Origin of the sequence: Aeromonas sp. FDAARGOS 1408, assembly GCF_019048665.1 — a bacterium.
Classification (GTDB): Bacteria; Pseudomonadota; Gammaproteobacteria; order Enterobacterales; family Aeromonadaceae; genus Aeromonas; species Aeromonas dhakensis.
This window is the reverse complement of record NZ_CP077394.1, coordinates 4,221,563-4,247,500: the sequence shown is the minus strand read 5'-3', so window position 1 is coordinate 4,247,500 and position 25,938 is coordinate 4,221,563. Positions and strand designations below refer to the sequence as shown.

Here is a 25,938-nt window from a genome sequence, read left to right as displayed (position 1 = left end):
GAAAATCAAAAATTGTTTTTGATGCTCGATGCTGTGAGTGCCCACACAGATTGCTTGATTCAAATTGTTAAAGAGCGTGGCGCTTGTCGCGCTGAGGTGGCGTATAATACCTTCCTCACTTCGAAAGTCAAGCGCTTGTTTTCGCTTTTCTTTCGGCGCTGGCTTCACGAGGAAGCGAGCTCATCAGGTTGGCGTGTTCTGCCGTGCTGGTGAGGGCGCATTATAGGGAGGCGCGTCGCGATGACAAGGCTTTTTTTGAAGAAAGTCACGGAAATCTCAAATTATCCAATTAGAAACAGCTTACTCAGTGTATATATACAATGTTATCCACAACCCAATGATTTCAGACCCCTTTTATCATCATTTAAGTGGGTCTTCCTCCCGCAAGGGATGCCATACTGGAACGGATAATGTGTCCCGAATGGTCCATGGTAGCGCCCGGCTGGAAAGCTGGTTACCATGGAGGTGAATAGAGTGTTGCACCTTTTTTGCTTTCATTTACAAAAGGTCTTTAAAGATGAATTTATCCAAGTTTCCCGTTTATGTGCAGGCAGCCATCCTTGCCCTGGTGTTGGCACTGGTTGGTTATCTGGTTGCCCAGGCACTGCAATTTTCTTTGAAAGCCGAAGTGATTTTTGCTGTGGGTCTGGCCATCGGCGGTTTCGTGGTACCGCTGTTCCTCAACAACCGTGCGCCCGCCGGCGCCACTGAACAGGCCTCCAATCAGGAGACCTGCACCTTATATGTAGGCAACCTGCCATACCGTGCCAATGAGATAGCCGTGCGTGAACTGTTTGCCGAACAGGGCCAGGTGATCTCTGTTCGTCTGATGAAGGACAAGGCCACCGGCAAGCGCCGGGGATTTGGTTTCGTAGAGATGCCTGCTGCGGACGCTGCCAAGGCGATCGCAGCGCTCAACGACAAGGAGTATCAGCAGCGCACTCTCAAGGTGCGCGAAGCCAATGACAAGCGGGATAAAGATGAACGAGAAGGCAACGAGGTTGACGCCTGATCGGCAACCGATCGTTTGTTAGAACCTGACCTCTTCGAGTGATGACAGCCCCCAAGCTTGCAAGGGGGCTGTCAGTTTCTGGGTCTGGGCATCCAGCCGGGTGCAATAGGCGCTCCCCCCGACATCTTCCATCCGCGTCGGTGTCGTGACCAAACCAGTCAACAGGTGAGCCACCCGTTTGGCAACCGCACTGCCGGAATCCACCAGTTGGCACGCAGGCATCAGCTGCCGTATCTCTTCATCCAGCAACGGGAAATGGGTACAGCCCAACACCAGGGTATCCGGGTGTTCTTCCCCTTCCAGCCAGTCCGCCAGCACTTCCCGCAGCAGCGCCATATTGACCGGCAGACCCGCCAGCTTGCGTTCGGCCTCGATGACCAGCTCGGTCGCCCCCTTGAGCAACACTCGCTTGCCCGGCGCAAACTGGGCGATAAGCTCGTGGGTGTATTCACGGCTGACGGTACCCGGTGTCGCCAGCAGACCGATGCAACCGTTGCGGGTAAGCGCGGCCGCGGGCTTGATGGCAGGCACCACCCCTACCACGGGAATAGCCAGAGCCTCGCGCAGGGCAGGCAGCGCTATGGTGCTGGCGGTGTTGCAGGCGATCACCACCAGATCGATATGATGACGAGCCACCATGGTAGTGACCAGTCGGGTGCAGGCAGCAATCAGGGCAGGCTCGCTCAGCTCACCATAGGGGAAGTTGGCGTTGTCGAAGCAATAGAGATAGTTGTGTGCCGGCAATGCGCGGCGGATCTCGCGGTAGATGGTCAGCCCACCCATACCGGAGTCGAACACGAGAATATTGGCCACTTGAGCTCCCCTTTGGTGCAAGGCGGCGATCATACTCCCGCCCACCGCCAATAGAAAAGGCCCCACCAATGGCGGGGCCCCTCATTTATACAATCACGGTCGGGATCAGAGTGAGTAGTCGACCGTCACGTAATAGGCACGCTCGTCGGCCGGGTAGCCCACCGCAGTCTGGTACTCCTTGTCCAGCAGGTTGTTGATCTTGCCGGAGACCTTCCAGGAAGGCGCGACCTGATAACCCACTGCCAGGTTCCAGACACTGTAGCCCCCCAGCTGGGTCGTGTTGGCCGCGTCGCCATAGCGCTCGCCCTGATAGATCCAGCTCAGGGAGCCATCGAACTGCTGCCACTGTGCCTGGGTCACCCACTTGGCCCCCTTGCGGGAGATCAGCTGCAGCTGTTTGTCGGTCACCTTGTCCTTGGGATCCTTGTACTCGGCAGAGACCCGGTGGCTCAGCCAGCCGGTGTCAAATTCCCCTTCCAGCTCGACACCCTCGATCCGCGCCTTGCCAACGTTCTGAGGACTCCAGAGGCTGTTGGAATCACTCGGATTAGTGGGTGCCCACTGGATCATCTGCTCGAAGTCATTGCGATAACCGGTCACACGCCACTCGACGCCGACAGTCTGGCCATCAAGCATCAGCTCGCGGCTCTTCGACTCTTCCGGCTTCAGGTCAGGGTTGCCTGAGCTCGGGTAGTAGAGGTCATTAAAAGAGGGGGCGCGGAAGCCGGTGCCGTAACGGGCACTGAGGCGATAATCCTCCGCGAAGCGCCAACCAGCCCCGGTCTGCCAGGTGTTGTGACGACCAAACTGCTTGTTGTCGTCACTGCGACCGCTCAGCTCGGCCTGCCACGTCTGGTTGTCAAACTGGGCCAGAGCATAGAGCCCGGTGTTGTCGCGCTCGTCGGCATCGCTCGGGAAGGCGGTGCCGGAGGAGCGGGAACTGGCATCCAGCATGTCACGCTGCCAGTCGGCGCCGCCACCCAGGGTCCAGTTCTCGTCCAGCTTGACGTTGTTGACCCAGTTCAGGGTGTACTGACGGGTATAGAGCCGGTCAGTGGCCTGATCGCGGCCGCTGCTGTCCGGGTAGTCGTAGGCATCCTGTTTGGAGAAGGCACCGCGCAGTTCGCTCAGGTAACGCTCGTCGTGATAACGGGACCCCAGCTGGTAGCTCTGATTCTCGGTCCAGGTTTCGTTGCGCTGATGGTAGGCCGGGCCCCAGGCAGAAGCGGCGGACGATCGGTCGTACTGGGCAATGTTGCGGAACCAGCGGGTCGTGCCGAACAGATCCCAGTTGCCGGTCAGCGCATGCTGATAGTCCAGCATGGCGTTATAGCCCCGGTGACCGTGCTTGTCGCCATCGTTCACCCCTGCGATGGGGTGGACGTTGTAGCCGGTCTCGTCATCGAAGCCCCCGGCAACCTTGAGCTGGCCAGCTTCACCGATCTGGCTGGCGCTGCTGAAGGCGGCCTGGCGCTGTTTGTGAGAGCCGGCACCGACATTGAATTTGTGCTTGTTGGTCGCGGGATCGGGACGGGTGATGATGTTGATCACCCCGCCGATGGCATCCGAACCATAGATAGTGGCACGCGCACCGCGGATATATTCGATGCGCTCCACCTGGTTGAGCGGCAGGTTGTTGAGCTCCGTCATCCCGGCAGTCAGGGAGGCGCTACGCACCCCGTCCACCAGCACCAGGGTCTGGGAAGAAGTGCCGCCACGCACCCGCAGCGAGCTCAGCTGGCCACGGCCACCATTGCTCACCACTTCCACGCCGGGCAGGGTCTTGACCACATCGGTCACGGTCTGGGCTTGCAGACGGTCAATCTCGTCACGGGTCACCACGTTGACGGGAGCCAGCACACTGGAGGCAGGTTGGGCGACACGGGTGGCGGTCACCACCATGGTGGGGTTGACGGGGATAGTCAGTGGCTGGGCAAAGGCCGCCGTTGGCAACAGGGCAGCCGCCAATAATTTCTTGGACATGAGAGATCCTTAAGTTCGCGTAAGCATCTACTTCGTGGCCGGTTTCTCTCGGCCCGAAATACGAACTTTGGCAGGTCTTCGGGCTGGGGGGCTGATGGCCTACGGCGACGGCTTCCCACCCGATGGCAGTGCCCTGATGTCGCTTCGTTCCCCCTTACCGCTGCGCGCCAGCTCCGGATTTTCACCGGATTCCCTATTAAGCATGATGCGCCAAAGCGCAGGGATTATAGGCAGAGCGGAGGTGGATGTATAGCCATCCAGATTTCTATTTCTTGCCACCCAGTGCCGCCAATCGCTGCTTCGCCCCTGCCATCACCGCCTGCACACCGGGATGGGAGAGATGACGACCGGCCGACACCAGATAGTAGGAGAGCGTCACTTCGGTCAGGGTTGCAATCCGTTCGACACCATAGAGCCGCGCAATCTCCTCGGCCATGGCCAGCGGCGCCGGGAAGATCCCCATCCCCGCCTTGCCGAACGACTTCATCAGAGTCGAATCATCGAACTGGCCGACCAGATGAGGATGAATGCCCTGCTGCCGATACCAGGCCAGCAGGCTGTCATGGGTCGCCGACTTCTCTCCCGGGATCAGCAGCGGCAGTCCCTCGAGGGAGGCAGGAAAATCCTGCCGTGCCCTGGCAGCCAGCTCGGGGCTGGCAAACAGCGCCAGCGGGCTGCGTCCCAGCTCGTGGTTGTAGCCACGCACCCCGCTGTCGGGGGGAAGCGGGCGATCGATCAGCACCATGTCCAGCTTGTGGCTGGCCAGCTCGCTGAACAGCTGCTCCGCCCGCTCTTCATGGCACACCAGGCGCAGCGGGGTGGCCAGCGCCATGGCAGGCGCCAGCAGCTCGAACGCCAGGGTACGGGGCACGGAGTCGGCGATCCCCACCTGCATGGTCAGCTCCTGGCTGGCATGGCGCAGGGTATGCTCGAGATCGGCGCCGAGCGAGAAGATGGCGCCAGCCTGTTCGAGCGCCTGACGACCGGCGGCGGTCAGGGCAAGCCGCCTGCCTACCCGGTTGAACAGCGCTACCCCGAGGGAGAGCTCCAGCTCGGCCACCTGGCCGCTGACGGTCTGCGGCGTGAGGTGCAACTGTTCGGCGGCCCGCGTCACACTACCGCTGCGCGCCACGTGCCAGAAGTAATAGAGCTGTTTATAGTTGAGCATCGGGTCCCTTATCAGTTTCTACCGAACAATCATCAATCAAAATCTGATTTTATCGAAACATCTTGCACTCTAGCATGCAACCACCCTGTGAATTGCCTCCTGCGAACTCCCATGCTGGATGTTGTTGTACTCTTTTTCCTGTTTGGCCTGCTGGCCGGTCTGGTGCGCTCCGAGCTCAAGCTACCGCCCGCGCTCTACGATACTCTCTCCCTCTTTCTGTTGCTGGCCATCGGCCTCAAGGGCGGCGTCGGTCTGGCGCAGCAATCCCTGCAACCCTTATTACCGCAACTGGCGCTAGTGATCCTGCTCGGCATGCTGCAGACCCTGGCCGGGTTCGCCGTGCTACGCCTCAAGATGAGCCGGGTCGATGCCGCCGCCACTGCCGCCCACTACGGCTCGGTCAGCGTGGCGACCTTTGCGGTCGGGGTGAACTGGCTCACCGAGCGCGGCATCAGCTTCGAATCCCAGCTCTCCATCTTCCTGGCGGTGATGGAGATCCCCGCCATCTTGGTCGGCATCGTACTGGCCCAGGGAGTGAGCCGGCAGACCCGCTGGCGCCGACTGGCCCATGAAACCTTCCTCGGCAAGGGGGTCACCCTGCTGCTGGGCGGCATGGCCATCGGTTATCTCGCCGGTCCCGACGGGATTGCCCCGCTCAAGCCCCTGTTTGTCGACCTGTTCAAGGGGGCGCTGGCGCTGTTCCTGCTGGAGATGGGCCTCATCGTCGCCCGCCAGTGCCAGGACCTGCGCCGCCATGGCCTGTTCCTGCTCGGCTTTGCCCTGCTGATGCCGCTCGCCTCGGCTGGCCTCGGCCTGGTGATCGGCCAGCTGATGGGGCTCTCCCTGGGTGGCCTGACCCTGCTGGCCACCCTGGCAGCCAGCGCCTCCTATATCGCCGTGCCGGCCACCATGCGCATCGCCGTGCCTCAGGCCAATCCGGGCCTGTCGCTCAGCGCCGTGCTGGGGGTCACCTTCCCGTTCAACATCATGCTGGGGATCCCGCTCTACCACAGCTGGGCCCGCCACTTCATGGAGTAGCCACATGCAGACCGAGATCCGCACCCTGCTCACCGTCATCACGGAAGCGAACCTGGAACCCACCCTGCTGCGCACCCTCACCCGCGAGGGGCTGCGCGGCTACACCATCACAGATGCCAGAGGGCGCGGCGATCACGGGGAGCGCAACGCCAGCTGGAGCGAGAGCGGCAACATCCGGCTGGAAGCGATCTGCAGCCGCGAACAGGCGGAACGCCTGCTCGCCCACCTGCAGAGTCGCTACTACCCCGACTATGCCATGGTCGCCTTTTTACAACCGGTCGAAATCGTGCGACCCGAAAAATTCTGAGCCGGCTTGCCGGCTCTTTTTGCCACCCAGAGACAAACGTTTGACTGCAAGGAGTCATAGCCATGAACACCCCTCCCCTGATCGGCCTGGTAATGGGATCCGACTCCGACTGGCCCGTGATGCAGGCCGCCGCCCGCATCCTCAAGGAGCATGGCGTCCCTTACGAGGCGCGCGTGGTCTCGGCCCACCGTACCCCGGATCTGCTGTTCGAATATGCCGCCAGCGCCCGTGAGCGTGGCCTGCGCGCCATCATCGCCGGGGCCGGCGGCGCCGCCCACCTGCCGGGCATGGTGGCCGCCAAGACCACCCTTCCGGTGCTGGGTGTGCCCATCCCGACCCGCCAGCTCAAGGGGATGGACTCCCTGCTCTCCATCGTGCAGATGCCCAAGGGGGTGCCGGTCGCCACCTTCGCCATCGGCGAGGCGGGGGCCGCCAACGCCGGCCTGTTCGCGGTCTCCCTGCTCTCCGTTGCGCAAGACGGCGATGCCCCCCGCTATCAGCAGCAGCTCGACGGTTTTCGCGCCAACGAACGCGACCGGGTGCTGGCCCTCACGCTGGAGGACCCGGCATGATACTGCCACCCGCCACCCTCGGCATGCTGGGGGGCGGCCAGCTCGGCCGCTACTTCGTGATGGCCGCCCACCGCCTCGGCTACAAGGTGGTGGTGCTGGATCCCGATCCCACCAGCATCGCCGGTGCCGCTGCCGATCACCATATTGTCGCCGCCTATGACGACCCGACGGCGCTGCACGATCTGGCCAGCCGCTGCGCCGCAGTCACCTGCGAGTTCGAGAACGTGCCGGCCACCGCCCTGGCCCTGCTGGAGCAGTACCAGCCGGTACGACCGGCCGCCGGTGCCGTGCGCATCTGTCAGGATCGCCGCGAAGAAAAGGCCTTCTTGAGCAGAGCCGGCATCCCGGTTGCCCCCAACCAGACCCTGCTGCCAGGCGAGCCGCTGCCCGAGCTGCCGGACGACCTCTTCCCCGCCATCCTCAAGACTGCCCGCGAGGGGTACGACGGCAAAGGCCAGTGGACCATTCAGGCCGCCGACCAGCTGCCGGCTGTGCTGGCCGCCAGCGGCGTCCCCTGCGTGCTGGAGAAGCGCCTGCCGCTGGAAGGGGAATTTTCCCTGACCCTGGCCCGCAGCCCGAGCGGTGCCATCGGTGCCCTGCCGCTGGTGCAGAACTGGCACAGCGGCGGCATTCTGGATCAGACCCGCTCCCCGGCCAACGTACCGGCCCTGGAGGCCGACGCCAGACGTATCGCCGAGCAGCTGATCGCCGCCCTCGACTACGTCGGCGTGCTGACGGTGGAGTTCTTCCTGGTGGCAGGCAAACTGCTGGTCAACGAGCTGGCGCCACGCCCCCACAACTCGGGCCACCCCAGCCTCGACAACGCCGAGTGCAGCCAGTTCGAGCTGCAGGTGCGCGCCCTGTGCGATCTGCCGCTGCCCGCCCGGATCGCCGTGCGCCCCGCCATGTTGCTCAACCTGCTGGGGGATCTCTGGCAAAATGGCACGCCTGACTGGGCCGCCCTGCTGGTACTGCCCGGCGTGCATCTGCACCTCTACGGCAAGGGAGAGCCCCGCCCCGGCCGCAAGATGGGCCATGTCACCATCACCGCCGCCGACTGGCCAACGGTGGAAGAGACCTGCCAGCGGGTGCGCCAGCTGTTGGGGCTGCCGCCACGCTGAGCCCTGAGCCGCGCACAAAAAAAGACCCGGGCCAGGCCCGGGTCTTTTCATTGCTTGCTGCGGTAAGAAGGTGATCAGGCCCGCTCCACCGATACCGGCGCCGGCAGGCGGATGGTGAGGGAGAGCACCAGCGCCACCACCAGCAACACCAGGATCAGGTTGAAGGTCGCCATGAAGCCGCCGAACAGGGAGGCGACGATGGAGCCGATGATGCTGCCCAGACCAAAGCCCAGATAGATGACGCCGTAGTTCTTGGTCAGGTTGTTGAGACCGAAGAAGTCGCTCACCAGGGAGGGGTAGACGGTGATGGTGCCACCGAAGCTGAACGCCACGCAGGCCACCGCCACGAAGAAGAGGTTGGCGTTGAGCGGCACGAACAGCAGCAGCGCCATGCCCGCCAGGGTAATCAGCTGGGCGATGGTGATGACCCGGATGCGGGACATCTTGTCGGAGAGGATGCCCAGCACCAGCCGGCCACCCAGGTTGGCCATGGCGATGATGGCGACGGCGTTGGCGGCGACCACGGCCGGCAGGCCCACCATGTTCTCGCCGATGTCCTTGGCCACGCCGATGACGTAGAGACCGCTCATGCAGGCGGTGAGGAACATCAGCGCCAGCATCCAGTACTGCGGCTTGCGCATCGCCTCGGCCAGGGTGAAGTCGCGGCTCTCGCTCTGCTGCACGGCAGCGGCCTGCTTGGGCGCATCCTTCATCAGCATGCCGCCCACCAGCACCATGGACATGGCGATCAGCCCCCACAGCTGGAAGGTGGTCTCAAGGCCGTTGCTGGAGAGCAGCAGCAGGTTGATGTACTTGAAGCCCAGGCTGCCGAGGCCGTAGGCACCGATGGAACAGGCGGAGATGAGCCCCTTGCGCTCCGGGAACCACTTCACGCAGTTGGAGAGGGTCATCAGGTAGCCGGTACCGTCGGCAAAACCGACCAGGATGCCGGCGCAGAGGTAGAGCATCGCCAGATTGCTGGCGTGGGCGGTAAGGAAAAAGCCGATGCCGAGCAGCACGCCGGCACCCAGGGTGACGTTGCGTACCCCGAACCGCTCCTGCAGCTTGCCCGCCAGGGAGGAGGCCACCGCCAGGGAGAGGCTGAGCAGGCCGAAGGCGAAGGCGACCTGGCTGACCGGCTCGTCCAGCTTGTCGGAGAGCTGAGCGTTGAACAGGCTCCAGGTGTAAACGGATCCCAGCGCGAACTGGGTGATGATGGTCCCCAACAGGGTGAGGTAGCGGGTGCGATTCAGATCGATGGTCATGATACGTCTCGGTCAATGGCCTTCAGGAAGTTGAGGCCACTATAGGCAAGACGCCACTCCCGCCGACCGATTAAGGCATGAAATGCAGATCGGCGGGAATGAATGACAATCAGAGCCGCATCAGCTGACGGAACGCCTTGATGTTGCTGCGACTGACCGGCACCTCGAACGGCAGGTCATGGAGCCGGATGAGATAGGTGCTGTTGAACCAGGGCACTATCTCGCGGATCTTGTTGATGTTGACGCAATAGGAGCGGTGGCAGCGGAAGAACCCCTCCGCCGGCAACCGGCTGACAAACTCGCTGAGGGTCATGGTCATCACGTAGCGATCATCGCGGGTGTAGACATGAGTGAGCTTCTCGTCGGCTTCCGCGTAGTAGATCTGCTCGCAGGGGGTGACTATGATGCGCTCCCCCTTCACCAGGTTGACGGTGCGATTGTGTGGTGTGCCCGGCTCGCTCCCCTGCCCCGTCTGCAACTTGCCCGCCAGCTCGAGCTTTTGCAGCAGGCTGATGAGGCGCGGCTCGTTGTAGGGTTTGAGGATGTAGTCGAACGCCTCCAGCTCGAACGCCTCCACCGCAAACTCCTTGTAGGCGGTGACGAAGACGATGTGGGGCGGATGGCTCGACTTGTGCAGATTCTTGGCCAGCAGCAGGCCGTCGATGGAGGGGATCTGGATGTCGAGGAACACCACGTCCACCTCGTGATCCTGCAGGTACTTGAACGCCTCCAGCCCGTCCTCGAAGCTCGCCACTATCTCGATCTGGCTGTGCTGATTTACCAGATAGATGAGCTCCTCGCGGGCCAGGTATTCATCTTCCACTATGATGGCTTTCAGCATGGCATCGACTCCTGATCCGGCAGATAGAAACTCACTTCGGTACCCGGCTCCAGCCGCTTGAGGTGTAGGCCGTCGCCATAGAGCAGCTTTACCCGCTGATGCACGTTCATCAGGCCGATGCTGCGGCTCTCCACCCGCCCGGCGGCGACCCCGTCGATCACCTCCTGGCTGATGCCGTAACCGGTATCGCGCACCGCTACCCGAATGCCGCCCGCCAGCTGTTTCACCTCGATGGTGACCCTGCCCGGCGCACTGCGGGGCTGGATGCCGTGCAGGACGGCGTTTTCCACCAGCGGCTGCAACAGCAGGCTCGGCACCTGAATGTGCACGTCGTCCACCTCGAACACCACCTCCAGCTTGTCGCCGAAGCGGGCCTGCTCGATGGCCACGTAGTCGCGCACCTGCTGCAGCTCCTCCTGAATGTCGATGAGGGTGTCCCCCTTGTTGAGGTTGTAGCGCAGGTAGTCCGCGAGGTTCGCGATCAGCTGGCGCGCCTGCTGGGGCCGGATGCGGATCAGCGACGAGATGGCGTTGAGGGCGTTGAACAGGAAGTGCGGGTTGATCTTGCTCTGCAGCGCGGTGAACTCCGCCTTGCGGGTCATCTCCTTGAGCTGCTCGATGCGCGACACCTCCATCTGGGTGGAGATGAGCTGGGAGAGGCCCACCGCCATCTCCCGTAGGGAGCTGGTGATGCTGTGAGTGCGGCGGTAGTAGATCTTGAGGGTGCCGCTGACGGCGCCGTTCTCCCGCAGCGGAATAATGATGACCGAGTGGAAATCGGCCAGGTGGTACTGGCGCAGATCGTTGTTGATGATGATCTGATCCAGCAGCACCGCCCGCTGGGTCATGGCGCTGATGGCGTGGTGCTCGTCCAGCTCGTAGTAATCCTTGCCCACCCCCACATAGGCCAGCACGTCGCGGGTGTCGGTGATGGCCACCGCATCGGCGCTGATCTCGCTGCGAATGATGCCGCATACCTGGCTCAGTGAGTGACGATCGATGTTCTGGAAAAACGGCAGCGTCTTGTTGGCGATATCGAGCGCCAGCTTGGCCTGCTTGGCGGCAATCAGCTCCTTCTCGTCATCCAGATCCTGCACCAACTTGATGATGAGGCCTATGCAGAGCGCCCCGGCGATCATCGGGTAGGCGATGTGGCTGACGATCTCGACCCCCACCGCATGGGGCTCGGTCAGCTGCCAGATAAGCAGCATGGTCAACCCCTCGCAGGCCATCCCCGCCAGGATGCCGTACAGCCAGAGCCGCGACTTGCGGCAGCGCAGGTGCAACCAGGTGGCCAGCAGGCCGGCGATGATGCTGGCGATGAGACACGGGATCGAGGTGTGGCCATCCATGTCGATGAGGTAGCGGTGCAGACCCGAGATAACCCCGGCCGGAATGCCGACCCAGGGGCCGAACAGAATGCCGCCGGAGATGATGGCAATGATCCGCACGTTGATGAGGGCCCCCTCCACCGGAATGCCGGTATAGGTGCTGAACACCGCGAACAGGCAGAAGATGGCGGCCACCAGCACCAGCTCGGCCGGGGTGTGGTCCCGCTTCTGGAACAGCCGCTGGAACGGCCGGGTACGGGTCAGGAAGAACAGGGTCATCAGCATCAGCGCCGCCCGTTCGAACACCGCCAACAACATCATCTGATTTTCGAGCATGAGACCATCCGACCGATTACAACCAGGGAACACAACTGAATTATCTCTCGCCATGACACGTGGAAGGCAAGCATGAGGGACTGATCCCCTCATGATAAAGCGCAGTAGTTTACCCCAGCCGACCGGATAGGGAAGGCCGCGACGCCCCCGGACGGGTGTGGCCCCCTGTCGGGGTCAGGATGACAACGTGGCCAGCCGGGCGGCGAAGCCCATAAAGAAGAGGCCGATGAGGCCGTTGCCGAGTTTGGCGAGGCGTACCTTGCGCGCAAAGAAGCGGGCCATCAGGGTGCCACCGAAGATCAGCAGGGTCAGATAGACGAAGCTCATGGCCTCCAGCATGCTCGCCAGCACCAGGTAGGAGAGCCAGGTGTGGGCATAGTTGAAGTCGACGAACTGCACGAAGAAGGAGACGTAGAACAGGATCGCCTTGGGGTTGGTGAGGCTTAAAGTAAGCGCCTTGGAGAAGTAGCGCTCGCCGTGCTCGACCACGGACGCCTGCCCTTCCCTCCTGGCGATGAAGTTGGCGTACAAGATCTTCACCCCGAGATAGAGCAGATAGAGGGCGCCGAGATAGCGCACCAGGGTGAACAGCAGCGGGGTAGTGCGAATGAGGGAGGCGATGCCCAGATAGGCGCAAAAGATCAGGATGGCGTCGCCGACGAAGACCCCGAGGGCCGCCTGGTAGCCCGGGCCGACGCCGCGGCTCGCCCCGGTGCGCAGCACATAAATCGAGTTGGGTCCCGGCGCTATGATGATGAAGAAGAGCCCGACCAGATAAGTCCAGACATTGATGACACCCAGGCTCTCAAACATGGCGCGCCCCTCTGGACTTGGAAAACAGCCCGCTCAGGCAGGTCCAGACGTTGATGACTCCCAGGCTTTCAAACATGATCCCTCCATGGCGGGTAGCGACCCACATAATGCGACGACGAGGTTTCTATACTAATCCTCCGCCCGCCGAGCACAAGCACCGAGCAATGATCCGTCATATCTGGACTGCACATCCCCGCACTCACCACTTTGTGGTGTCCAGATGCATCGGGATCAGGCATGTTAAGCCATATCCAGATTCACAGAACCCGCCCTCATGGAAAAGAGCCTCAGTACCGATCAACCACTCGCCGCCGCTGCCGCGCACGATGCCTTGAATCGCACCAGCTATCCGGTGATCGCCGCCATCAGCTTCTCGCATCTGTTGAACGACATGATGCAGTCGGTGCTGCTGGCCATCTATCCGCTGCTCAAGCTCGGCCTCAACCTGTCATTCGCCCAGATCGGCCTCATCACCCTCACCTACCTGTTCACAGGTTCGCTGTTGCAGCCGCTCATCGGCCTCTACACCGACCGTCGGCCCATGCCCTATTCATTGCCGTTCGGCATGGGCTTTACGATGATCGGCTTGCTGTCGTTGTCGCAGGCAGCCAGCTTCGGTGCCGTGCTGCTGTCGGCCATGCTGATCGGTATCGGTTCGTCGGTGTTCCACCCGGAATCGTCCCGGGTCGCTCGCATGGCGGCCGGCAGTCAGCCCGGGCTGGCCCAGTCGCTGTTCCAGATCGGCGGCAACCTGGGATCGGCCATAGGCCCGCTGCTCGCCGCGCTGATCATAGTGCCACGGGGCCAGGGCAGCGCGGCCTGGTTCTCGCTGTTCGCCCTGGTCGGCGTCATCGTGCTCAGCCTGGTCGGACGCTGGTCCAGCCACCACGCCGCCAACTTCCACAAACGGATGAAGGCGCACCTCGGTCACGGTCTGAGCCGCCGCCAGATCGGCTGGTCGCTGACCATCCTCGGCCTGCTGATGTTCTCCAAATTCTTCTACATGGCCAGTCTCAGCAGCTATTACACCTTCTACCTGATGGACAAGTTCAGCCTGTCGCTGGACAGCGCCCAGCTCTATCTGTTCGCCTTCCTGTTTGCCGTCGCGGCAGGTACCGTGCTCGGCGGGCCGATCGGTGACCGCATCGGTCGCAAGCGGGTGATCTGGATCTCCATCCTCGGCGTCGCCCCCTTCACCCTGCTACTGCCCCATGTCGACCTGTTCTGGACCTCGGTGCTCTCGGTCATCATCGGCCTGATCCTGGCCTCGGCCTTCTCTGCCATCCTGGTCTACGCCCAGGAGCTGGTGCCCGGCAAGGTCGGCACCATCTCCGGCCTGTTCTTCGGTATCGCCTTCGGCATGGGGGGCATAGGGGCGGCTCTGCTCGGCCAACTGGCGGATGCCACCAGCATCGAAACCGTGTACCGGGTCTGCGCCTACCTGCCGCTCATCGGCCTGCTGACCGTGTTCTTGCCAACCCTTAGAAAGGGATAGCGGGCCACCCCGCGAGGAATGCAACCCATAAAAAACGCGGCCTGAGAGGCCGCGTTTGACGTGGATGAGAGCAAGGGGTGGTCAGCAGTACTTCCCGGCTACCCAGCCGCCGGGGCTACAGTCCCACTGAAAGTTGCCATCACAAAGGCCGCTATCGCGCTCATCGACGATACAGAAGCAGCCTCTATCAGCAGTACTGGCCAGCCACCCAGCCGGAGGACCAGGCCCACTGGAAGTTGTAGCCACCGAGCCAGCCGGTCACGTCCACCACCTCGCCGATGAAGTAGAGGCCGGCCACCTTGCGCGCCTCCATGGTCTTGGAGGAGAGTTCGTTGGTATCCACCCCCCCCAGGGTCACCTCGGCGGTGCGATAGCCCTCGGTGCCGTTCGGCAGGATCTGCCAATCCCCCAGCAGGGTGGCCACCGCCTCCAGCTCCCGCTCGTTGTACTGGCGCATCGGCTTGCTGACCAGCTGGCCCAACTCCACCAGCTTGTCGACGAAGCGCTTGGGCAGCTCGCGCCCCAGCACGGTTTTCAACTCCTGCGCCGGATGGGCCTGGGCCCACTCCCTGAGGGTGGCGGCGATGTCGAGCTCCGGCAGCAGGTTGATGTGGATCTTCTCCCCCGCCAGCCAGAAGGAGGAGATCTGCAGGATGGCCGGGCCGGAGAGGCCGCGATGGGTGAACAACATGGCCTCCTTGAAACAGGTGCCATCCTCGGCGGTCACCGCCACCGGCAGGCTGACCCCGGCCAGATCGGCGAAGGCCTCTTTATCTGCCTGATGCAGGGTGAAGGGCACCAGCCCGGCACGGGTCGGCAGCACCTTGAGGCCGAACTGCTCCGCCAGCTTGAAGCCGTAGGGGGTGGCACCGAGCTTCGGCATGGAGAGGCCGCCGGTGGCCACCACCAGCGAGTGGCAGGTTATCTCACCCTGACTGGTGGTCAGCACGAAAACCTCGTCGTTCTTGCTGACGGTGAGGATCTCGGTCTGGAACTGCAGGGCCACGCCGGCCCAGTCGCACTCGGTCAGCAGGATGTCGACGATCTCCTTGGCACTCTCGTCACAAAAGAGCTGGCCCAGGGTCTTCTCGTGATAGTTCAGGCCGTGCCGGTCCACCAGCTCGATGAAATCCTGCTGGGTGTAGCGCGCCAGCGCCGACTTGCAGAAGTGGGGGTTGGCCGAGAGAAAGGCGTGGGGGCCGGCCTGATGGTTGGTGAAGTTGCAGCGGCCGCCGCCACTGATGAGGATCTTGCGGCCCGGCTTCTTGGCATTGTCGAGCACCAGCACGGAGCGGCCCCGATAACCGGCCTGGGCCGCACACATCAAACCGGCCGCCCCGGCGCCGATCACCACCACATCAAACTGCTTCATCATCACTCACTCATCCAAAGAAAAACGGCCCCTGTTCAAACGAGAGACCGTCATTGTACCCGGCAGACACCAGCCCAGCGGTTGCAGGAGATTTGCAACAGAAAAAGGCCCCAGTTAAGAGGGGCCGTCATTGTACTGGCTGAACACTAAGTGTCCACGACTATCAGGCGTTGCCATCCATGATGCTGGCCGGGGCGCCCTTGGCCAGCTCGGCCAGCTCCTTGTCGATGAAGTAGAGGCCTTTGCCGTCTTCACCCACCAGGCTCAGACGATCGACGATGCTCTTGAACAGCTTCTCCTCTTCATGCTGCTCGGCCACGTACCACTGCAGGAAGTTGAAGGTGGAGTAGTCCTGGGTGGTGAACGCCACGTGAGCCAGGCCGTTGATGCACTTGGTGATGTGGTATTCATGCTCGAGGGTGGTGCGGAAGATGTCGCCCAGCGACTTGAACTCGTGGGGAGGGGCATCGATGGCACCCAGCAGCGGCATGGCACCGGTCTCGCTCACGTAGGTGAACAGGCGCTCCATGTGCTGACGCTCCTCAACGGCGTGCTGGCGCAGGAAGGTGGCCGCCCCCTCGAAGCCCTTGTCCTCGCACCAGGCGCTCATCTGCAGGTAGAGGTTGGAGGAATAGAATTCAAGATTAATCTGCTCGTTCAACTTCTCGATCATGGCTTTGGCCAACATGATGATTCTCCACTGTGATTTGGTCACGATTGTCGCCACAGTTGCTGCCCGACGCAACCAGATAGCGCAGCCGAAGATCCCAGTTGTGACAGCTTTTCGCCTCATCCTATCCCCCATACGGTTATAGAGAAGCAAAGAAACATGGTGTAAGCGGATTCAGCCATTATGATGGCGCCAGTGGTCGGGGAAAGGATTCAATGAGATTCATAATGGCACTGGCACTGCTCTGGATGACCCAGTTGCAGGCAGCTCCCTCCTTGCTGAAAGAGGCTGAATTGCAGGCGGCGCGCGATCCCGTCGGCTATCTGCAGCGCCTCGACGCCAGTCCCCTGCAGGATATGGAACTGTTCTACGCCAGGTCCCTGGCCCAAGCCGCGCTGGGGCGCTATCCACAGGCCCTGCTCGACAACGCCCGGGCCCGCGGGCTGGCCAGCGCCCAGCAGGAGACCCTGCGCCTGCTCGACTTCCGCTTGCAGCAGATCGCCATCACCCTGGACACCGAGGCGCCGGATCAGGCGCTCACCCTGCTGGAGCAGCTCAGACCCGCCGTTGCCGGCCATCCGCAACAGACCTCGGAGTGGCACGCCCTGAACGGGCTCGCGCTCTACCGCACCCAGCAACTGAGCCCGGCCATCGCCGAACTCAAGACCGCCTTTCGCCTCAAACAATCGGTACCGGACTCCCCTATCGCCAGCCTGCAGTGTGCCCGCCTGCTGATGACCCTCGGCAACCTCTATGCCGATCTGAACCTGGCGCGGGAAGCCGAAGGCTACTATCTGGAGGCGCTGCAACGCATGGTGCAGCTGGGCGAGCCCAACAGCCAGATCATCATCCGCGCCAACATGGCACGGCTCTACATAGACACAGATCGCCCCGCCCAGGCCAGGCGGCTGCTGGACAACCTGCTCAGCAACCCGGATCTGGCGCCGGATTACCGTGCCATCATCCTCGGCTATCAGGCCATGGCGCTCAACGCCCAGCACGACTGGGCCGGCGCCCTGCGCACCCTGGACGAGGCACAGGCGCTGTATCGGCAGCTGGGCTACCCGGAAGCCGGCATGCGCCTGCAGGAGACCCGGGCCCGGGCGCTGCAGGGCAGCGGCGAGAAACAGCTGGCGCTGCAGGTGCTGACCAGCCAGGGGAGTGCGGGGGCCGCCAGCAAGGCACTGCAGGCCAGTCTGCTGGCGGACCAGGGGCGCTACCCGGAGGCCTACCAGGCACTCAGCGAATACGTGAGCGACTACAAGCAGCACTTCAACCAGACCCTGAGCCAGCATGCCGCCGCCTTCCAGGCCGAGATGGATCTGGCCCGCAGCGAGGCCAGCAACCGGGTGCTGCAGCAGGAGAACGAGAACAAGCGCCAGCAGCTGCTGCATCAGCAGAGTGCCCGCCACTACCAGTTGATGCTGGTCGGCCTGCTGGCAGGAGCCCTGCTGCTGCTCGGGCTCACCACCCATCGGCTGCACCGCAGCTCACGCCACCTCTACAAGCTGGCCACCTTCGATCAGCTGACCGAGCTGCCCAATCGCCGTGCCCTGCTGGAGCGGCTGGCCAGCCGCTGGCAGCAGGAGGGGCCGCTCACCCTGATCATCATCGACATCGATCACTTCAAGCAGATCAACGACCGTCACGGCCATCAGGCGGGGGACAGGGCCATTCAGCGGCTGGCGCGGGAGCTGAGATCCTGGGCGCCCGACCTGCAGCTGGTGGGGCGCTGGGGTGGCGAGGAGTTTCTGGTAGCGGTGCCGCTGCCGGCGGCAGATTGCTGGTATCTGGCAGAGCAACTGCGCCAGCGCATCGGCCAGATCGAACAGCCGCGCATGACCATCAGCATCGGGGTGGCTGGCCGCTCGGCCGCCGATGACGGGCTGGGCCAGCTCATCCACCGGGCCGACATGGCCATGTATCAGGCCAAACGCCAGGGCCGCAATCAGACCATACTGGCCGCGGAGCCTGGCAGCCACGAAGAACCGGAGGCGCTGGCCAGCAGCGTGGCCTGAGCCACAGCCTCCCCTGACTCAGGGCTGCAGCTCGGTGAGGGAGGCGACATCCACCGGCTCGCCATAGTCCACCCCCACCAGCTCGAAGCCGTTGAGCTGCATGAAGTCCTGCCGCAAGCCGGCAAAATCCCCCAGCGCGTGGAAGTTGTCTGGCGTCACCTTGGACCAGAGCGCCGAGACGGCGGCCTGCACGGCCGGGTCGAGCTCGTGGTCATCCATCCGGATCAGCCGGTTGCCGTCAGCCACCACCCCTTGCGGGCCGTACATCTTGCCGGCGAACAGCCGCTGCATCTGCTCGATGCAGCCTTCGTGCACCCCGCGCTCCTTCATCACCCCCATCAGCAGACCCAGATAGACAGGCAACACGGGAATAAAGGCGCTCGCCTTGGTCACCAGCGCCTTGCACACCGACACCCAGGCGTGGCCGCCGATCTCCGCCAGCTGCAGGTTAATGGTCTCGGCGGTGGCGTGCAGGTGCTCCTTGGCGTAACCGATGGTGCCGTCCCGATAGAGGGGATAGGTCGATTCGGGGCCGATATAGGAGTAGGCCACCGTCTGGGCGCCAGGCGCCAAGCAATCTGCCTGCTGCAGCGCCTGCAGCCAGAGCTGCCAATCCTCGCCCCCCATCACGCTGACGGTGTCGCGGATCTCCTCCGGGGTGGCCGGATCCAGCGACTGCTGCACCAAGGTATCGTGTTCCAGATCCAGCCCCCAGCTTCGAAAGGGCTGGCCGGTGGTCTTGAGCACGGAGCGCACCTGGGTGCCGTCCGGCAGTACCCGGATGCCGCTCGCCAACGAGTAGATCACCAGATCCACCTGCCCGAGCTGCTGGCGGATGACGTCGATGGCCTGCTGACGCATCTGGTCTGAGAAAGCGTCGCCGATCAGGTTGATGGCCACGCGGCCAGCCTGTTCCGCCTCCGTGCGAAACCAGATGTTGTTGTACCAGCCGGCGCTGCCCAGCCCCTTGTCGGAGGGGCCGCGCTCGAACGACACGCCAACGGTGTCGGCCCCGGCCCCGAAGGCCAGGGCGATACGCGACGCCAGCCCGAAGCCGGACGAGGCACCCAGCACCAGCACCCGTTTCGGCCCGTTGAACGGGCCCGCCGCCCGGACCCGCGCGATCTGCTGCAGCACGGCGGCGCGGCAGCCGATGGGGTGACAGTTGCGGGCGACGCAGCCCTGGATTTGCGGATGAATGATCATCAAGGAGTCTCCGGGAAAGGAACACGACAGCAGGAACGGCCGTGGGACGCAGCGGCGCGCCACGGTTTGCCAAGGGAACTGGCTACAGCATAACCAAGCGGGGCGGGATTACCTTGATGTCGGGCGGAATATCGACGGGAAGAGGGCAGAAAAACAAAAGGGAGCGCGAGGCTCCCCAAAGCGGTATTCAGATGCTTTTTGTTGTTTTGTGTTCATTGCGAAACACGGGCACATCCTATGCCTGTCACCGGCCGCGGGCAAGCCGGTGGGTGTGACCTGCTTCAAACTCCTGTTCGATTTATCGCCAGTTTATTGCCCATCATCGACAGCAAGCTCCATAGGAAACTCTTTTAAATCCCAAAACTGTGCCGGGGACACCATTTTAGTTTCAGCAGACATTGGTATAGTGGACTCAGGATCAGTGAGGAGAACTCCCATGAATGGAACCTATTACAAACACATACTGGCCGCGATCGACCTGTCGGAAGACAACCGCAAGGTGATCGAAAAGGCGGTCGACCGGGCCCGCTCCAACGGCGCCAAGCTGTCGGTGATCCATGTCGATGTGGACCTCAAGGATCTCTACACCGAGATGATCGATATCGACATCGACAACGTGCAGGACCAGGTGATCGCCGAGGCGAAAGAGAAGCTGGAAGCCTTCCTGGCGTCGGTGGACTACCCCATCGAGAAGAAGCTGGTGATCTGCGGCGATTTGAGCGAGCGGGTCAACCAGGCGGTCAGGGATTATCAGATCGACCTGCTGGTGTGCGGCCACCGCCAGAGCTTCTGGAGCCTGCTCACCTCGAGCGCGCGCCAGCTGATGAATACCGTGCCCTGCGATCTGCTGGTCGTCCCCTTGCAGAAGTGATCGAACAGGCGTAGTGTGATTTGCCATGAATATGACCTCGTTCAATCACAACTACTGGTGGTGCTGCCCTTAAACAGGCGGCACTGCTTTTCTATGTAAAATTTCCCAAAGAAAACACCGTGACCGCCGAGAGGTGGTCATTGTTTTCATCCCTTTGTCGCCTCTCGGCTCACCCAACTGGAGAGAGTGACATGCACAACCCCGTTATCCTGACCGGCGACCGCCCCACCGGCAAGCTGCACATCGGCCACTACGTCGGCTCGCTGCGCCAGCGCGTGGCCGCCCAGCACCATTACCGCCAGTTCGTGATGATCGCCGATCTGCAGGCGCTGACCGACAACGGCCACAACCCGGCCAAGGTGACCGATCACGTGCTGGAGGTAATGGCCGACTACCTGGCCGCCGGCCTCGACCCGGCCAAAACCACCTTCTGCCTGCAGAGCGCCCTGCCCGCCCTCGCCGAGCTGACGACCTATTACCTCAACCTGGTCAGCGTCGCCCGGCTGGAGCGCAACCCCACCGTCAAGGCGGAGATCCAGCAGAAAGGGTTCGAGCGCAGCCTGCCGGCCGGCTTCCTGATCTATCCGGTCAGCCAGGCCGCCGACATCACCGCCTTTCGCGCCACCCATGTGCCGGTGGGCGAGGATCAGCTGCCTATGCTGGAGCAGACCAACGAGATAGTGCGCCGCTTCAATACCCTGGTTGGCAAGGAGGTGCTGACCGAGTGTCAGCCCATTCTGAGCGACACCGGCCGCCTGCCCGGCATCGACGGCAAGGCCAAGATGTCCAAGTCTCTCGGCAACACCATAGAGCTCGGCATGTCGAGCGACGAGATCAAGCAGGCGGTGTTCGCCATGTATACCGACCCCAATCACCTCAAGGTGAGCGATCCGGGTCAGGTGGAGGGCAATACGGTGTTCGCCTATCTGGATGCCTTCCACCCCGACAAGGCACTGGTGGCCGAGATGAAGGCCCACTACCAGCGCGGCGGGCTGGGGGACATGCGCTGCAAACAGGTGCTCAACGACTGCCTGCAGACCCTGCTCGCCCCGATGCGGGAACGGCGCGAGGCGGCCATCGCCGACAAGCGCCAGCTGCTGCGCCTGTTGCAGCAGGGCACCGAGCAGGCGCGCGCCCTGACCGACGAGGTGCTGGCCGAGGTGAAGGGAGCGATGGGGCTCGACTACTTCGCCAGATTGAACTGATCCGCCCCGCGCTGCGCCGGGCTGCCGAGCGCATCCGCGCCGTAGCGCTCGAACGCCAGCCGGTGCAACAGCCCCTTGAACCAGCCGATCGCCTCGTCATGGGCGGTGAGCGGGTGGCCCGCCATCAGATAGACGATGGGGATGGCGGGGTCCAGCTGGTGCAGCCGCAGCGGGTAGTAGCGGCAGAAGTGGCGCCCGATCATCTCGGGCACCACCACCAGATAGCGACCGGTGGCCATCAGTGGCGGCACCGCCATAAAGCTCGGTAGCCGGACACCCAGTTCACGCTCCACCCCGAAGCGGGCCAGCCAGAGATCCACCATGGCCTGGCTATGGCCCCAGCTGGAGGTGTGGATGTGGGGCCGGCTGACCAGATCGTCCGGCCCCAGCACGTCCGGCAGCTCGCTGCCAAGGGGCGACAGACAGACCAGCGGGTTGTTGAACCAGGGCTCGCGCCACAGCCGGGGCGAGAGGTGGTTGGCATCGGCGAAACCGATCACCAGATCCAGCTCCCCCTTCTCCAGCTCCCGCTCGTAGTCGCTATTGGCCAGCTCGCACACCTCCAGCCGGCAGTGAGGGGCATGCCGGTGCAACCGCTCCACCAGCGCCGGCACCAGGCCATGCTCTACCGAACCCGGGGTGGCGATGCGAAAGATCCGCCGCGCACTGGCGGGATCGAACCCCTTGGCCTGCCGCAACCCCTGCTCCAGCATGGCCAACGCCTGGCGCACCGGGCCGGCCAGCGCCTTGGCGCGCTCGGTCGGCATCATCTCGCGACGGCTCATCACGAACAGAGGGTCGTCCAGCGCCGTTCGCAGCCGCCCCAGCGCATGACTGACGGTAGACTGGGAGAGGTGCAGCCGCTCGGCGGCACGGGTAACGTTGCGCTCCTGCATCAGCATGTCGAACACGGTGAGCAGGTTGAGGTCGAGGCGGGAAAGGGGCAGTTCCATCGATATTGGCCATGGTTGGATGACGACAATTCATTTTTGGCATAGTAGCAGATTGCATAGAATGCGCAGACGAATTACATCGGAGATTAAAATGCGTAGCTATCTGTTGTTGCTGGCGATTGGCCTGTTGTGGGGCTCCCAGTTCATTTTCATGCATCAGGCCGTCACCGAATTGCCCCCCATCATGGTGGCAGCCGGTCGCGCCTTGTGTGGCAGCCTGACCCTGGGTCTGCTCTGCCTGTTCATGCGTCTCAAGAGCGAGCACACCCCGTGGCGTACCTACATGTTGATCGCCCTGCTCGATGCCACCCTGCCCTTCATCATGGTGGCCTGGGGTCAACAGTATGTGGATAGCGCCATCGCCGCCGTGGTAATGGGTTGTATCCCGTTTGTCACCATCCTGATGGCACCCTTGTTGGTTTCCGGTGAAAAAATCACCAAGGGCGGTCTCGTCTCCGTGATCATCGGCTTCGTCGGCGTACTGGTGCTGTTCTGGCCGAAACTGGCCAGCGGCATGAATGCCGGCCTGCTCGGCGCCATGGCCATCCTGTTAGGTGCCAGCTGCTTCGCCATCGGCCTGCTGATGATCAAGCGCTTCGCCAAGGACCACCCGGTGGTCGTGGCACGCAACATCCTGATCTCCTCGGCCATCCAGCTGCTGCTGGCCGCACCGTTCGTCACCGATCTGAGCGCGCTCACCATGCCGAGCCAGCAGGCCATCGGCGCCGTCGCGGTGCTCGGGGTGTTCTGTACCGGTCTGGTCTACTTCCTCTACATGGCGCTGATCCAGAAGGCGGGCCCGACCTTCGCCTCCTTCAGCAACTACCTGGTGCCGCTGTTCGGCGTCATGCTGGGTGCCCTGTTCCTCGGCGAGCAGATCCAGTCCACCACCGGTGTGGCACTGGCCCTGATCCTGGGCTCGGTCGCCCTCAACCAGTGGGCCCAGCAGCGCCGCGTCCAGCGGGAGGCTGCCCTATGTCAGGCATCCTGACCACGCTCTGCGGCGGCCTGGTGGTGATCGCCGGCTGGCAGTATCGCCAGCGGCTGGTGGGTCTGCTCGGGCTGTTGATGGTGCTGCTGCCCTGGTTCTTCGACAGCAAGCTGCAAGCCATGCTGAGCTATGCGTTGAGCGCCTGACCTCTGTTTCTGAATGTGTGACGAGAGTGTATCTCTCCTGTTTTTGGGACCGTTTTAAAAAAACCTCCGATTTGTCCCCTCTACCGGCGCTCTGCGCCGGTTTTTTTATGCCCGCCTGGCGGCCTTGCCGTCCCATCACGCCAGATAGCGATAACTGAGCCGCTCGTTCTTGCGCGGACCTGTGATCTGCCAGCCGAGCAGAAAACCGCCCTCGGCCGGCGTCAGCTCGGCGCTGTAGTGATCCTGGCCACACAGATGGGGTTCGGCAGTAAGCCAGCGCCCATCGGCCTGGGGCAACAGCTCAAACAGCACCACCGGCTGTTCATAGCGCAGATGAGAGAGGCGGATCCCCTGCTCGCCGCGCTGCCACCAGAAACGGTTGTGCATGGTCAGCACCCGGCCATGGGGCGTGGTGTAGCGACCCGTCTCGACAAACAACCAGCCGCCCTGGTGATCGGTCACCACCACCTCCCCCTCGCCGCTGCCACTCCAGTCGGTGGCGGATCCTGCCCCGTTGCTCGCGCTAAAGGCAAATGCTCCGATCTGTGGCAACTGGCGCCATAAACGCTGGATCACGGCTTCCTTCTCGGCCATCATAGCCCCCTTCAAAATTGACAACTGACGACAAATCAACCACATGAACTACTTGATAGGGGTTACCCTGCTCTGGTCATTCTCCTTCAGCCTGATCGGGGTCTATCTCGCCGGCCAGGTGGATGCCTACTTTTCGGTGCTGACCCGCATCGTGCTCGCCAGCCTGGTGTTCCTGCCCTTCCTGCGCCGCCGCTGGCTGCGGCCCGACCTGGTGGCCAAGCTGATGGCCCTCGGTGCCACCCAGCTCGGCATCATGTATCTGTTCTATTACCACTCCTTCCTGCTGCTGACGGTGCCGGAAGTGCTGGTGTTCACCATCTTCACCCCCATCTACGTCACCCTGATCCACGATCTGCTGGAGCGGCGCTTCAAGCCGATCTATCTGTGGGGAGCACTGCTGGCGGTGGTGGGGGCGGCCGTCATCCGCTTCGACGGGCTGACCGAAAGCTACGTGCTGGGCTTCCTGGTGGTGCAGGGTGCCAACGTCTGCTTCGCCCTGGGTCAGGTGGGCTACAAGGTACTGCTGGCACGGGAGGAACAGCAACCGCCGCAACTGGCGGTGTTCGGCTGCTTCTATCTGGGTGCCCTGGCTGTGGCCCTACCCGCCTGGTGGCTGCTCGGCACGCCGCAATACCCCACCAGCGCCCTGCAGTGGGGCATATTGCTGTGGCTGGGGATCGGTGCCTCTGGCCTTGGTTACTTCCTGTGGAACAAGGGGGCGACCCAGGTCAGCAGCGGCGTGCTGGCGATCATGAACAACGCTCTGATCCCGGCGGGCCTGCTGGTCAACCTAGTGCTATGGGGCAAGGATACCGACCTGCTCAGGCTCAGCCTGGGCGGCCTGCTGATGCTGGCCTCCCTCTGGGTGTGCCAGCGTCATGGGGTAAGTGAGCGCTGACTAAAAATCAGCCAACGACTGTGTTGTGCTCCCGTCTGGCCTGACCGTGACAGGTGGCCAGCCGGGCCAGCAGGTGATCGATCTGCTCGCCGGCCTGACTCTGCACCAGCCCGATGCTGACGGTCACCGGCCGCTGCGGCAACAGGCTGGCATCGGCGATCTCCATCCGCAGCCGCTCGGCAATCTCGAGGCCGCTCAGTCGGTCGGTCTGGGAGAGCATCAGGATGAAGCCGTCTTCGTCCCAGCGGGCGAAGGGGTCTTCCCGCCGCAGTTCATGGCGCACGATGCGGGCCAGCTTGGCCAGCATGGCGTCGCAGGCCGCCTCGCCAAACAGCTGCTGGATCTTGGCCCTGTGATCGACGGTGAATTGCAGCAGGCTGAAGCTGCCGCTGGCGCTGGCCAGCCGCTCATCGAGCAGCTGTTCGAAGCGGCTGCGGCTCTCCAACCCAGTGAGGGGATCGGTACCGTGCCGCTCCTCCACCTGCACCGCCTGCGGTTCGAGCAGACGCACCACCCCCAGCACCTGGCCGTGGACATCGCGCCTGGCCCGCTCTTCCAGCCGAACATAGTGGCCATCGTGATGCAGGATCCGGTATTCGAGCCGGATCTGGGCCACCCGCCCGCTCTGGCAGGCCAGCTGCGCCTCCTGCAAGCTCCCCAGGTCGTCGGGGTGCACCCGCTCCAGCCAGCCGAGATCATCCAGACCGGCTTCGTTCAATCCCAGCAGCCGCAGACAGGAGAGATCCCGCTGCACGCCCTGCTGCGGACTCCAGCTCCAGAGCCCTGCCTCCAGCAAGGCGATGGCATCCGCCATCAGCGCCAGATCAAACCGGGTAATTGCCTCCCTGAGGGGAGCCTTGAGCATGTCCATCGAGCGCCTCGACACCGAATCTGAAGACCTTCTCAATAAGTAACATTG

General features: G+C 62.9%; 25 protein-coding genes and 1 riboswitch. Of the genes, 12 read left to right on the top strand and 13 right to left on the bottom strand.

Annotated features, from left to right (window positions below):
* Positions 1–517: 517 nt before the first annotated feature.
* Positions 518–1,012, top strand: coding sequence for an RNA-binding protein (locus I6L38_RS19690; RefSeq protein WP_005306971.1), 495 nt, complete (start codon positions 518–520; stop codon positions 1,010–1,012).
* A gap of 18 nt (positions 1,013–1,030) precedes the next feature.
* Here I6L38_RS19690 and murI read toward each other — a convergent pair whose 3' ends face one another.
* The 3 genes from murI to I6L38_RS19675 form a co-directional block, all read right to left on the bottom strand.
* Positions 1,031–1,825 carry a glutamate racemase gene (murI, locus tag I6L38_RS19685; RefSeq protein ID WP_005306974.1) on the bottom strand — a complete coding sequence of 265 codons (795 nt, stop codon included), beginning with the start codon at positions 1,823–1,825 and terminating at the stop codon, positions 1,031–1,033.
* A 105-nt stretch (positions 1,826–1,930) separates the two neighbouring features.
* Positions 1,931–3,808, bottom strand: a complete 1,878-nt coding sequence (locus tag I6L38_RS19680; protein WP_216988861.1) for a TonB-dependent receptor — start codon at positions 3,806–3,808, stop codon at positions 1,931–1,933.
* A gap of 51 nt (positions 3,809–3,859) precedes the next feature.
* Positions 3,860–4,038: riboswitch (cobalamin riboswitch) on the bottom strand.
* A 35-nt stretch (positions 4,039–4,073) separates the two neighbouring features.
* Positions 4,074–4,976 (bottom strand): LysR family transcriptional regulator, encoded by a 903-nt coding sequence (locus I6L38_RS19675; RefSeq protein WP_025202483.1) that lies wholly within the window; start codon positions 4,974–4,976, stop codon positions 4,074–4,076.
* A 111-nt stretch (positions 4,977–5,087) separates the two neighbouring features.
* On the opposite strand from I6L38_RS19675, the gene I6L38_RS19670 reads away from it, so the two are divergent.
* From I6L38_RS19670 to I6L38_RS19655, 4 genes are all read left to right on the top strand, one after another.
* Positions 5,088–6,014: a sodium-dependent bicarbonate transport family permease gene (locus I6L38_RS19670; protein WP_201882076.1), complete on the top strand. Its 927-nt coding sequence runs from the start codon at positions 5,088–5,090 to the stop codon at positions 6,012–6,014.
* A 4-nt stretch (positions 6,015–6,018) separates the two neighbouring features.
* Positions 6,019–6,321 carry a hypothetical protein gene (locus I6L38_RS19665; RefSeq protein ID WP_005306985.1) on the top strand — a complete coding sequence of 101 codons (303 nt, stop codon included), beginning with the start codon at positions 6,019–6,021 and terminating at the stop codon, positions 6,319–6,321.
* Between the two features lie 62 nt (positions 6,322–6,383).
* Complete coding sequence (gene purE, locus I6L38_RS19660) at positions 6,384–6,893, top strand: 5-(carboxyamino)imidazole ribonucleotide mutase (protein WP_005306988.1); 510 nt, start codon at positions 6,384–6,386, stop codon at positions 6,891–6,893.
* On the top strand, positions 6,890–8,014 hold the full coding sequence (locus I6L38_RS19655; protein WP_043171154.1) for a 5-(carboxyamino)imidazole ribonucleotide synthase: 1,125 nt from the start codon (positions 6,890–6,892) through the stop codon (positions 8,012–8,014). The genes purE and I6L38_RS19655 overlap by 4 nt, the downstream gene beginning before the upstream one ends.
* A 74-nt stretch (positions 8,015–8,088) precedes the next feature.
* Here I6L38_RS19655 and I6L38_RS19650 read toward each other — a convergent pair whose 3' ends face one another.
* From I6L38_RS19650 to leuE, 4 genes are all read right to left on the bottom strand, one after another.
* On the bottom strand, positions 8,089–9,279 hold the full coding sequence (locus I6L38_RS19650; RefSeq protein ID WP_005306992.1) for an MFS transporter: 1,191 nt from the start codon (positions 9,277–9,279) through the stop codon (positions 8,089–8,091).
* A gap of 109 nt (positions 9,280–9,388) precedes the next feature.
* On the bottom strand, positions 9,389–10,120 hold the full coding sequence (locus tag I6L38_RS19645) for a LytTR family DNA-binding domain-containing protein (protein WP_201889740.1): 732 nt from the start codon (positions 10,118–10,120) through the stop codon (positions 9,389–9,391).
* Positions 10,114–11,787 (bottom strand): sensor histidine kinase, encoded by a 1,674-nt coding sequence (locus I6L38_RS19640; RefSeq protein ID WP_043171151.1) that lies wholly within the window; start codon positions 11,785–11,787, stop codon positions 10,114–10,116. Before I6L38_RS19640 ends, I6L38_RS19645 begins: the two co-directional genes overlap by 7 nt.
* Before the next feature lie 174 nt (positions 11,788–11,961).
* The gene (gene leuE, locus I6L38_RS19635) at positions 11,962–12,600 is read right to left on the bottom strand and encodes a leucine efflux protein LeuE (protein ID WP_216988860.1); all 639 of its coding nucleotides are present in this window, start codon (positions 12,598–12,600) and stop codon (positions 11,962–11,964) included.
* Positions 12,601–12,874: 274 nt separating this feature from the next.
* Here leuE and I6L38_RS19630 point away from each other — a divergent pair, with 274 nt between their 5' ends.
* On the top strand, positions 12,875–14,095 hold the full coding sequence (locus I6L38_RS19630) for an MFS transporter (protein ID WP_216988859.1): 1,221 nt from the start codon (positions 12,875–12,877) through the stop codon (positions 14,093–14,095).
* Between the two features lie 187 nt (positions 14,096–14,282).
* Here the strand turns inward: I6L38_RS19630 and I6L38_RS19625 are convergent, their stop codons facing one another.
* Both I6L38_RS19625 and ftnA read right to left on the bottom strand, forming a co-directional pair.
* Positions 14,283–15,467 carry an NAD(P)/FAD-dependent oxidoreductase gene (locus tag I6L38_RS19625; protein ID WP_025202473.1) on the bottom strand — a complete coding sequence of 395 codons (1,185 nt, stop codon included), beginning with the start codon at positions 15,465–15,467 and terminating at the stop codon, positions 14,283–14,285.
* 163 nt (positions 15,468–15,630) lie between these two features.
* On the bottom strand, positions 15,631–16,155 hold the full coding sequence (gene ftnA, locus I6L38_RS19620; RefSeq protein ID WP_005307011.1) for a non-heme ferritin: 525 nt from the start codon (positions 16,153–16,155) through the stop codon (positions 15,631–15,633).
* A 209-nt stretch (positions 16,156–16,364) separates the two neighbouring features.
* On the opposite strand from ftnA, the gene I6L38_RS19615 reads away from it, so the two are divergent.
* Entirely contained in the window at positions 16,365–18,155 is a 1,791-nt protein-coding gene (locus I6L38_RS19615; protein ID WP_216988858.1) for a GGDEF domain-containing protein, read from the top strand.
* Positions 18,156–18,173: 18 nt separating this feature from the next.
* Here I6L38_RS19615 and fabV read toward each other — a convergent pair whose 3' ends face one another.
* A complete protein-coding gene (fabV, locus tag I6L38_RS19610) occupies positions 18,174–19,361 on the bottom strand; it encodes an enoyl-ACP reductase FabV (RefSeq protein WP_216988857.1) in 1,188 nt (395 codons plus the stop codon).
* A 436-nt stretch (positions 19,362–19,797) separates the two neighbouring features.
* Here fabV and I6L38_RS19605 point away from each other — a divergent pair, with 436 nt between their 5' ends.
* A complete protein-coding gene (locus I6L38_RS19605; RefSeq protein ID WP_010635648.1) occupies positions 19,798–20,232 on the top strand; it encodes a universal stress protein in 435 nt (144 codons plus the stop codon).
* A 191-nt stretch (positions 20,233–20,423) separates the two neighbouring features.
* Entirely contained in the window at positions 20,424–21,437 is a 1,014-nt protein-coding gene (trpS, locus tag I6L38_RS19600) for a tryptophan--tRNA ligase (protein ID WP_216988856.1), read from the top strand.
* Here the strand turns inward: trpS and I6L38_RS19595 are convergent.
* Entirely contained in the window at positions 21,416–22,390 is a 975-nt protein-coding gene (locus I6L38_RS19595; RefSeq protein WP_216988855.1) for a LysR family transcriptional regulator, read from the bottom strand. The genes trpS and I6L38_RS19595 overlap by 22 nt on opposite strands.
* A 91-nt stretch (positions 22,391–22,481) precedes the next feature.
* On the opposite strand from I6L38_RS19595, the gene I6L38_RS19590 reads away from it, so the two are divergent.
* Both I6L38_RS19590 and I6L38_RS19585 read left to right on the top strand, forming a co-directional pair.
* Positions 22,482–23,381, top strand: a complete 900-nt coding sequence (locus tag I6L38_RS19590) for a DMT family transporter (protein WP_216988854.1) — start codon at positions 22,482–22,484, stop codon at positions 23,379–23,381.
* Entirely contained in the window at positions 23,366–23,527 is a 162-nt protein-coding gene (locus I6L38_RS19585; RefSeq protein ID WP_005307030.1) for a hypothetical protein, read from the top strand. Before I6L38_RS19590 ends, I6L38_RS19585 begins: the two co-directional genes overlap by 16 nt.
* A gap of 135 nt (positions 23,528–23,662) precedes the next feature.
* Here the strand turns inward: I6L38_RS19585 and I6L38_RS19580 are convergent, their stop codons facing one another.
* Positions 23,663–24,121: a DUF6314 family protein gene (locus I6L38_RS19580; RefSeq protein WP_216988853.1), complete on the bottom strand. Its 459-nt coding sequence runs from the start codon at positions 24,119–24,121 to the stop codon at positions 23,663–23,665.
* A gap of 43 nt (positions 24,122–24,164) precedes the next feature.
* Between I6L38_RS19580 and I6L38_RS19575 the strand changes: the two genes are divergently transcribed.
* Entirely contained in the window at positions 24,165–25,019 is an 855-nt protein-coding gene (locus I6L38_RS19575; RefSeq protein WP_216988852.1) for a carboxylate/amino acid/amine transporter, read from the top strand.
* A 7-nt stretch (positions 25,020–25,026) separates the two neighbouring features.
* Here I6L38_RS19575 and I6L38_RS19570 read toward each other — a convergent pair whose 3' ends face one another.
* Positions 25,027–25,890, bottom strand: coding sequence for a sensor domain-containing diguanylate cyclase (locus tag I6L38_RS19570; RefSeq protein ID WP_010635641.1), 864 nt, complete (start codon positions 25,888–25,890; stop codon positions 25,027–25,029).
* Positions 25,891–25,938: the final 48 nt, after the last annotated feature.

Coding starts and splice junctions, on each gene's coding strand:
- I6L38_RS19690 (WP_005306971.1), top strand. CDS start 518: ATGAATTTATCCAAGTTTCCCGTTTATGTGCAGGCAGCCATCCTTGCC.
- I6L38_RS19680 (WP_216988861.1), bottom strand. CDS start 3,808: ATGTCCAAGAAATTATTGGCGGCTGCCCTGTTGCCAACGGCGGCCTTT.
- I6L38_RS19675 (WP_025202483.1), bottom strand. CDS start 4,976: ATGCTCAACTATAAACAGCTCTATTACTTCTGGCACGTGGCGCGCAGC.
- I6L38_RS19670 (WP_201882076.1), top strand. CDS start 5,088: ATGCTGGATGTTGTTGTACTCTTTTTCCTGTTTGGCCTGCTGGCCGGT.
- I6L38_RS19665 (WP_005306985.1), top strand. CDS start 6,019: ATGCAGACCGAGATCCGCACCCTGCTCACCGTCATCACGGAAGCGAAC.
- purE (WP_005306988.1), top strand. CDS start 6,384: ATGAACACCCCTCCCCTGATCGGCCTGGTAATGGGATCCGACTCCGAC.
- I6L38_RS19655 (WP_043171154.1), top strand. CDS start 6,890: ATGATACTGCCACCCGCCACCCTCGGCATGCTGGGGGGCGGCCAGCTC.
- I6L38_RS19650 (WP_005306992.1), bottom strand. CDS start 9,279: ATGACCATCGATCTGAATCGCACCCGCTACCTCACCCTGTTGGGGACC.
- I6L38_RS19645 (WP_201889740.1), bottom strand. CDS start 10,120: ATGCTGAAAGCCATCATAGTGGAAGATGAATACCTGGCCCGCGAGGAG.
- I6L38_RS19640 (WP_043171151.1), bottom strand. CDS start 11,787: ATGCTCGAAAATCAGATGATGTTGTTGGCGGTGTTCGAACGGGCGGCG.
- leuE (WP_216988860.1), bottom strand. CDS start 12,600: ATGTTTGAGAGCCTGGGTGTCATCAATGTCTGGACTTATCTGGTCGGG.
- I6L38_RS19630 (WP_216988859.1), top strand. CDS start 12,875: ATGGAAAAGAGCCTCAGTACCGATCAACCACTCGCCGCCGCTGCCGCG.
- I6L38_RS19625 (WP_025202473.1), bottom strand. CDS start 15,467: ATGAAGCAGTTTGATGTGGTGGTGATCGGCGCCGGGGCGGCCGGTTTG.
- ftnA (WP_005307011.1), bottom strand. CDS start 16,155: ATGTTGGCCAAAGCCATGATCGAGAAGTTGAACGAGCAGATTAATCTT.
- I6L38_RS19615 (WP_216988858.1), top strand. CDS start 16,365: ATGGCACTGGCACTGCTCTGGATGACCCAGTTGCAGGCAGCTCCCTCC.
- fabV (WP_216988857.1), bottom strand. CDS start 19,361: ATGATCATTCATCCGCAAATCCAGGGCTGCGTCGCCCGCAACTGTCAC.
- I6L38_RS19605 (WP_010635648.1), top strand. CDS start 19,798: ATGAATGGAACCTATTACAAACACATACTGGCCGCGATCGACCTGTCG.
- trpS (WP_216988856.1), top strand. CDS start 20,424: ATGCACAACCCCGTTATCCTGACCGGCGACCGCCCCACCGGCAAGCTG.
- I6L38_RS19595 (WP_216988855.1), bottom strand. CDS start 22,390: ATGGAACTGCCCCTTTCCCGCCTCGACCTCAACCTGCTCACCGTGTTC.
- I6L38_RS19590 (WP_216988854.1), top strand. CDS start 22,482: ATGCGTAGCTATCTGTTGTTGCTGGCGATTGGCCTGTTGTGGGGCTCC.
- I6L38_RS19585 (WP_005307030.1), top strand. CDS start 23,366: ATGTCAGGCATCCTGACCACGCTCTGCGGCGGCCTGGTGGTGATCGCC.
- I6L38_RS19580 (WP_216988853.1), bottom strand. CDS start 24,121: ATGGCCGAGAAGGAAGCCGTGATCCAGCGTTTATGGCGCCAGTTGCCA.
- I6L38_RS19575 (WP_216988852.1), top strand. CDS start 24,165: ATGAACTACTTGATAGGGGTTACCCTGCTCTGGTCATTCTCCTTCAGC.
- I6L38_RS19570 (WP_010635641.1), bottom strand. CDS start 25,890: ATGGACATGCTCAAGGCTCCCCTCAGGGAGGCAATTACCCGGTTTGAT.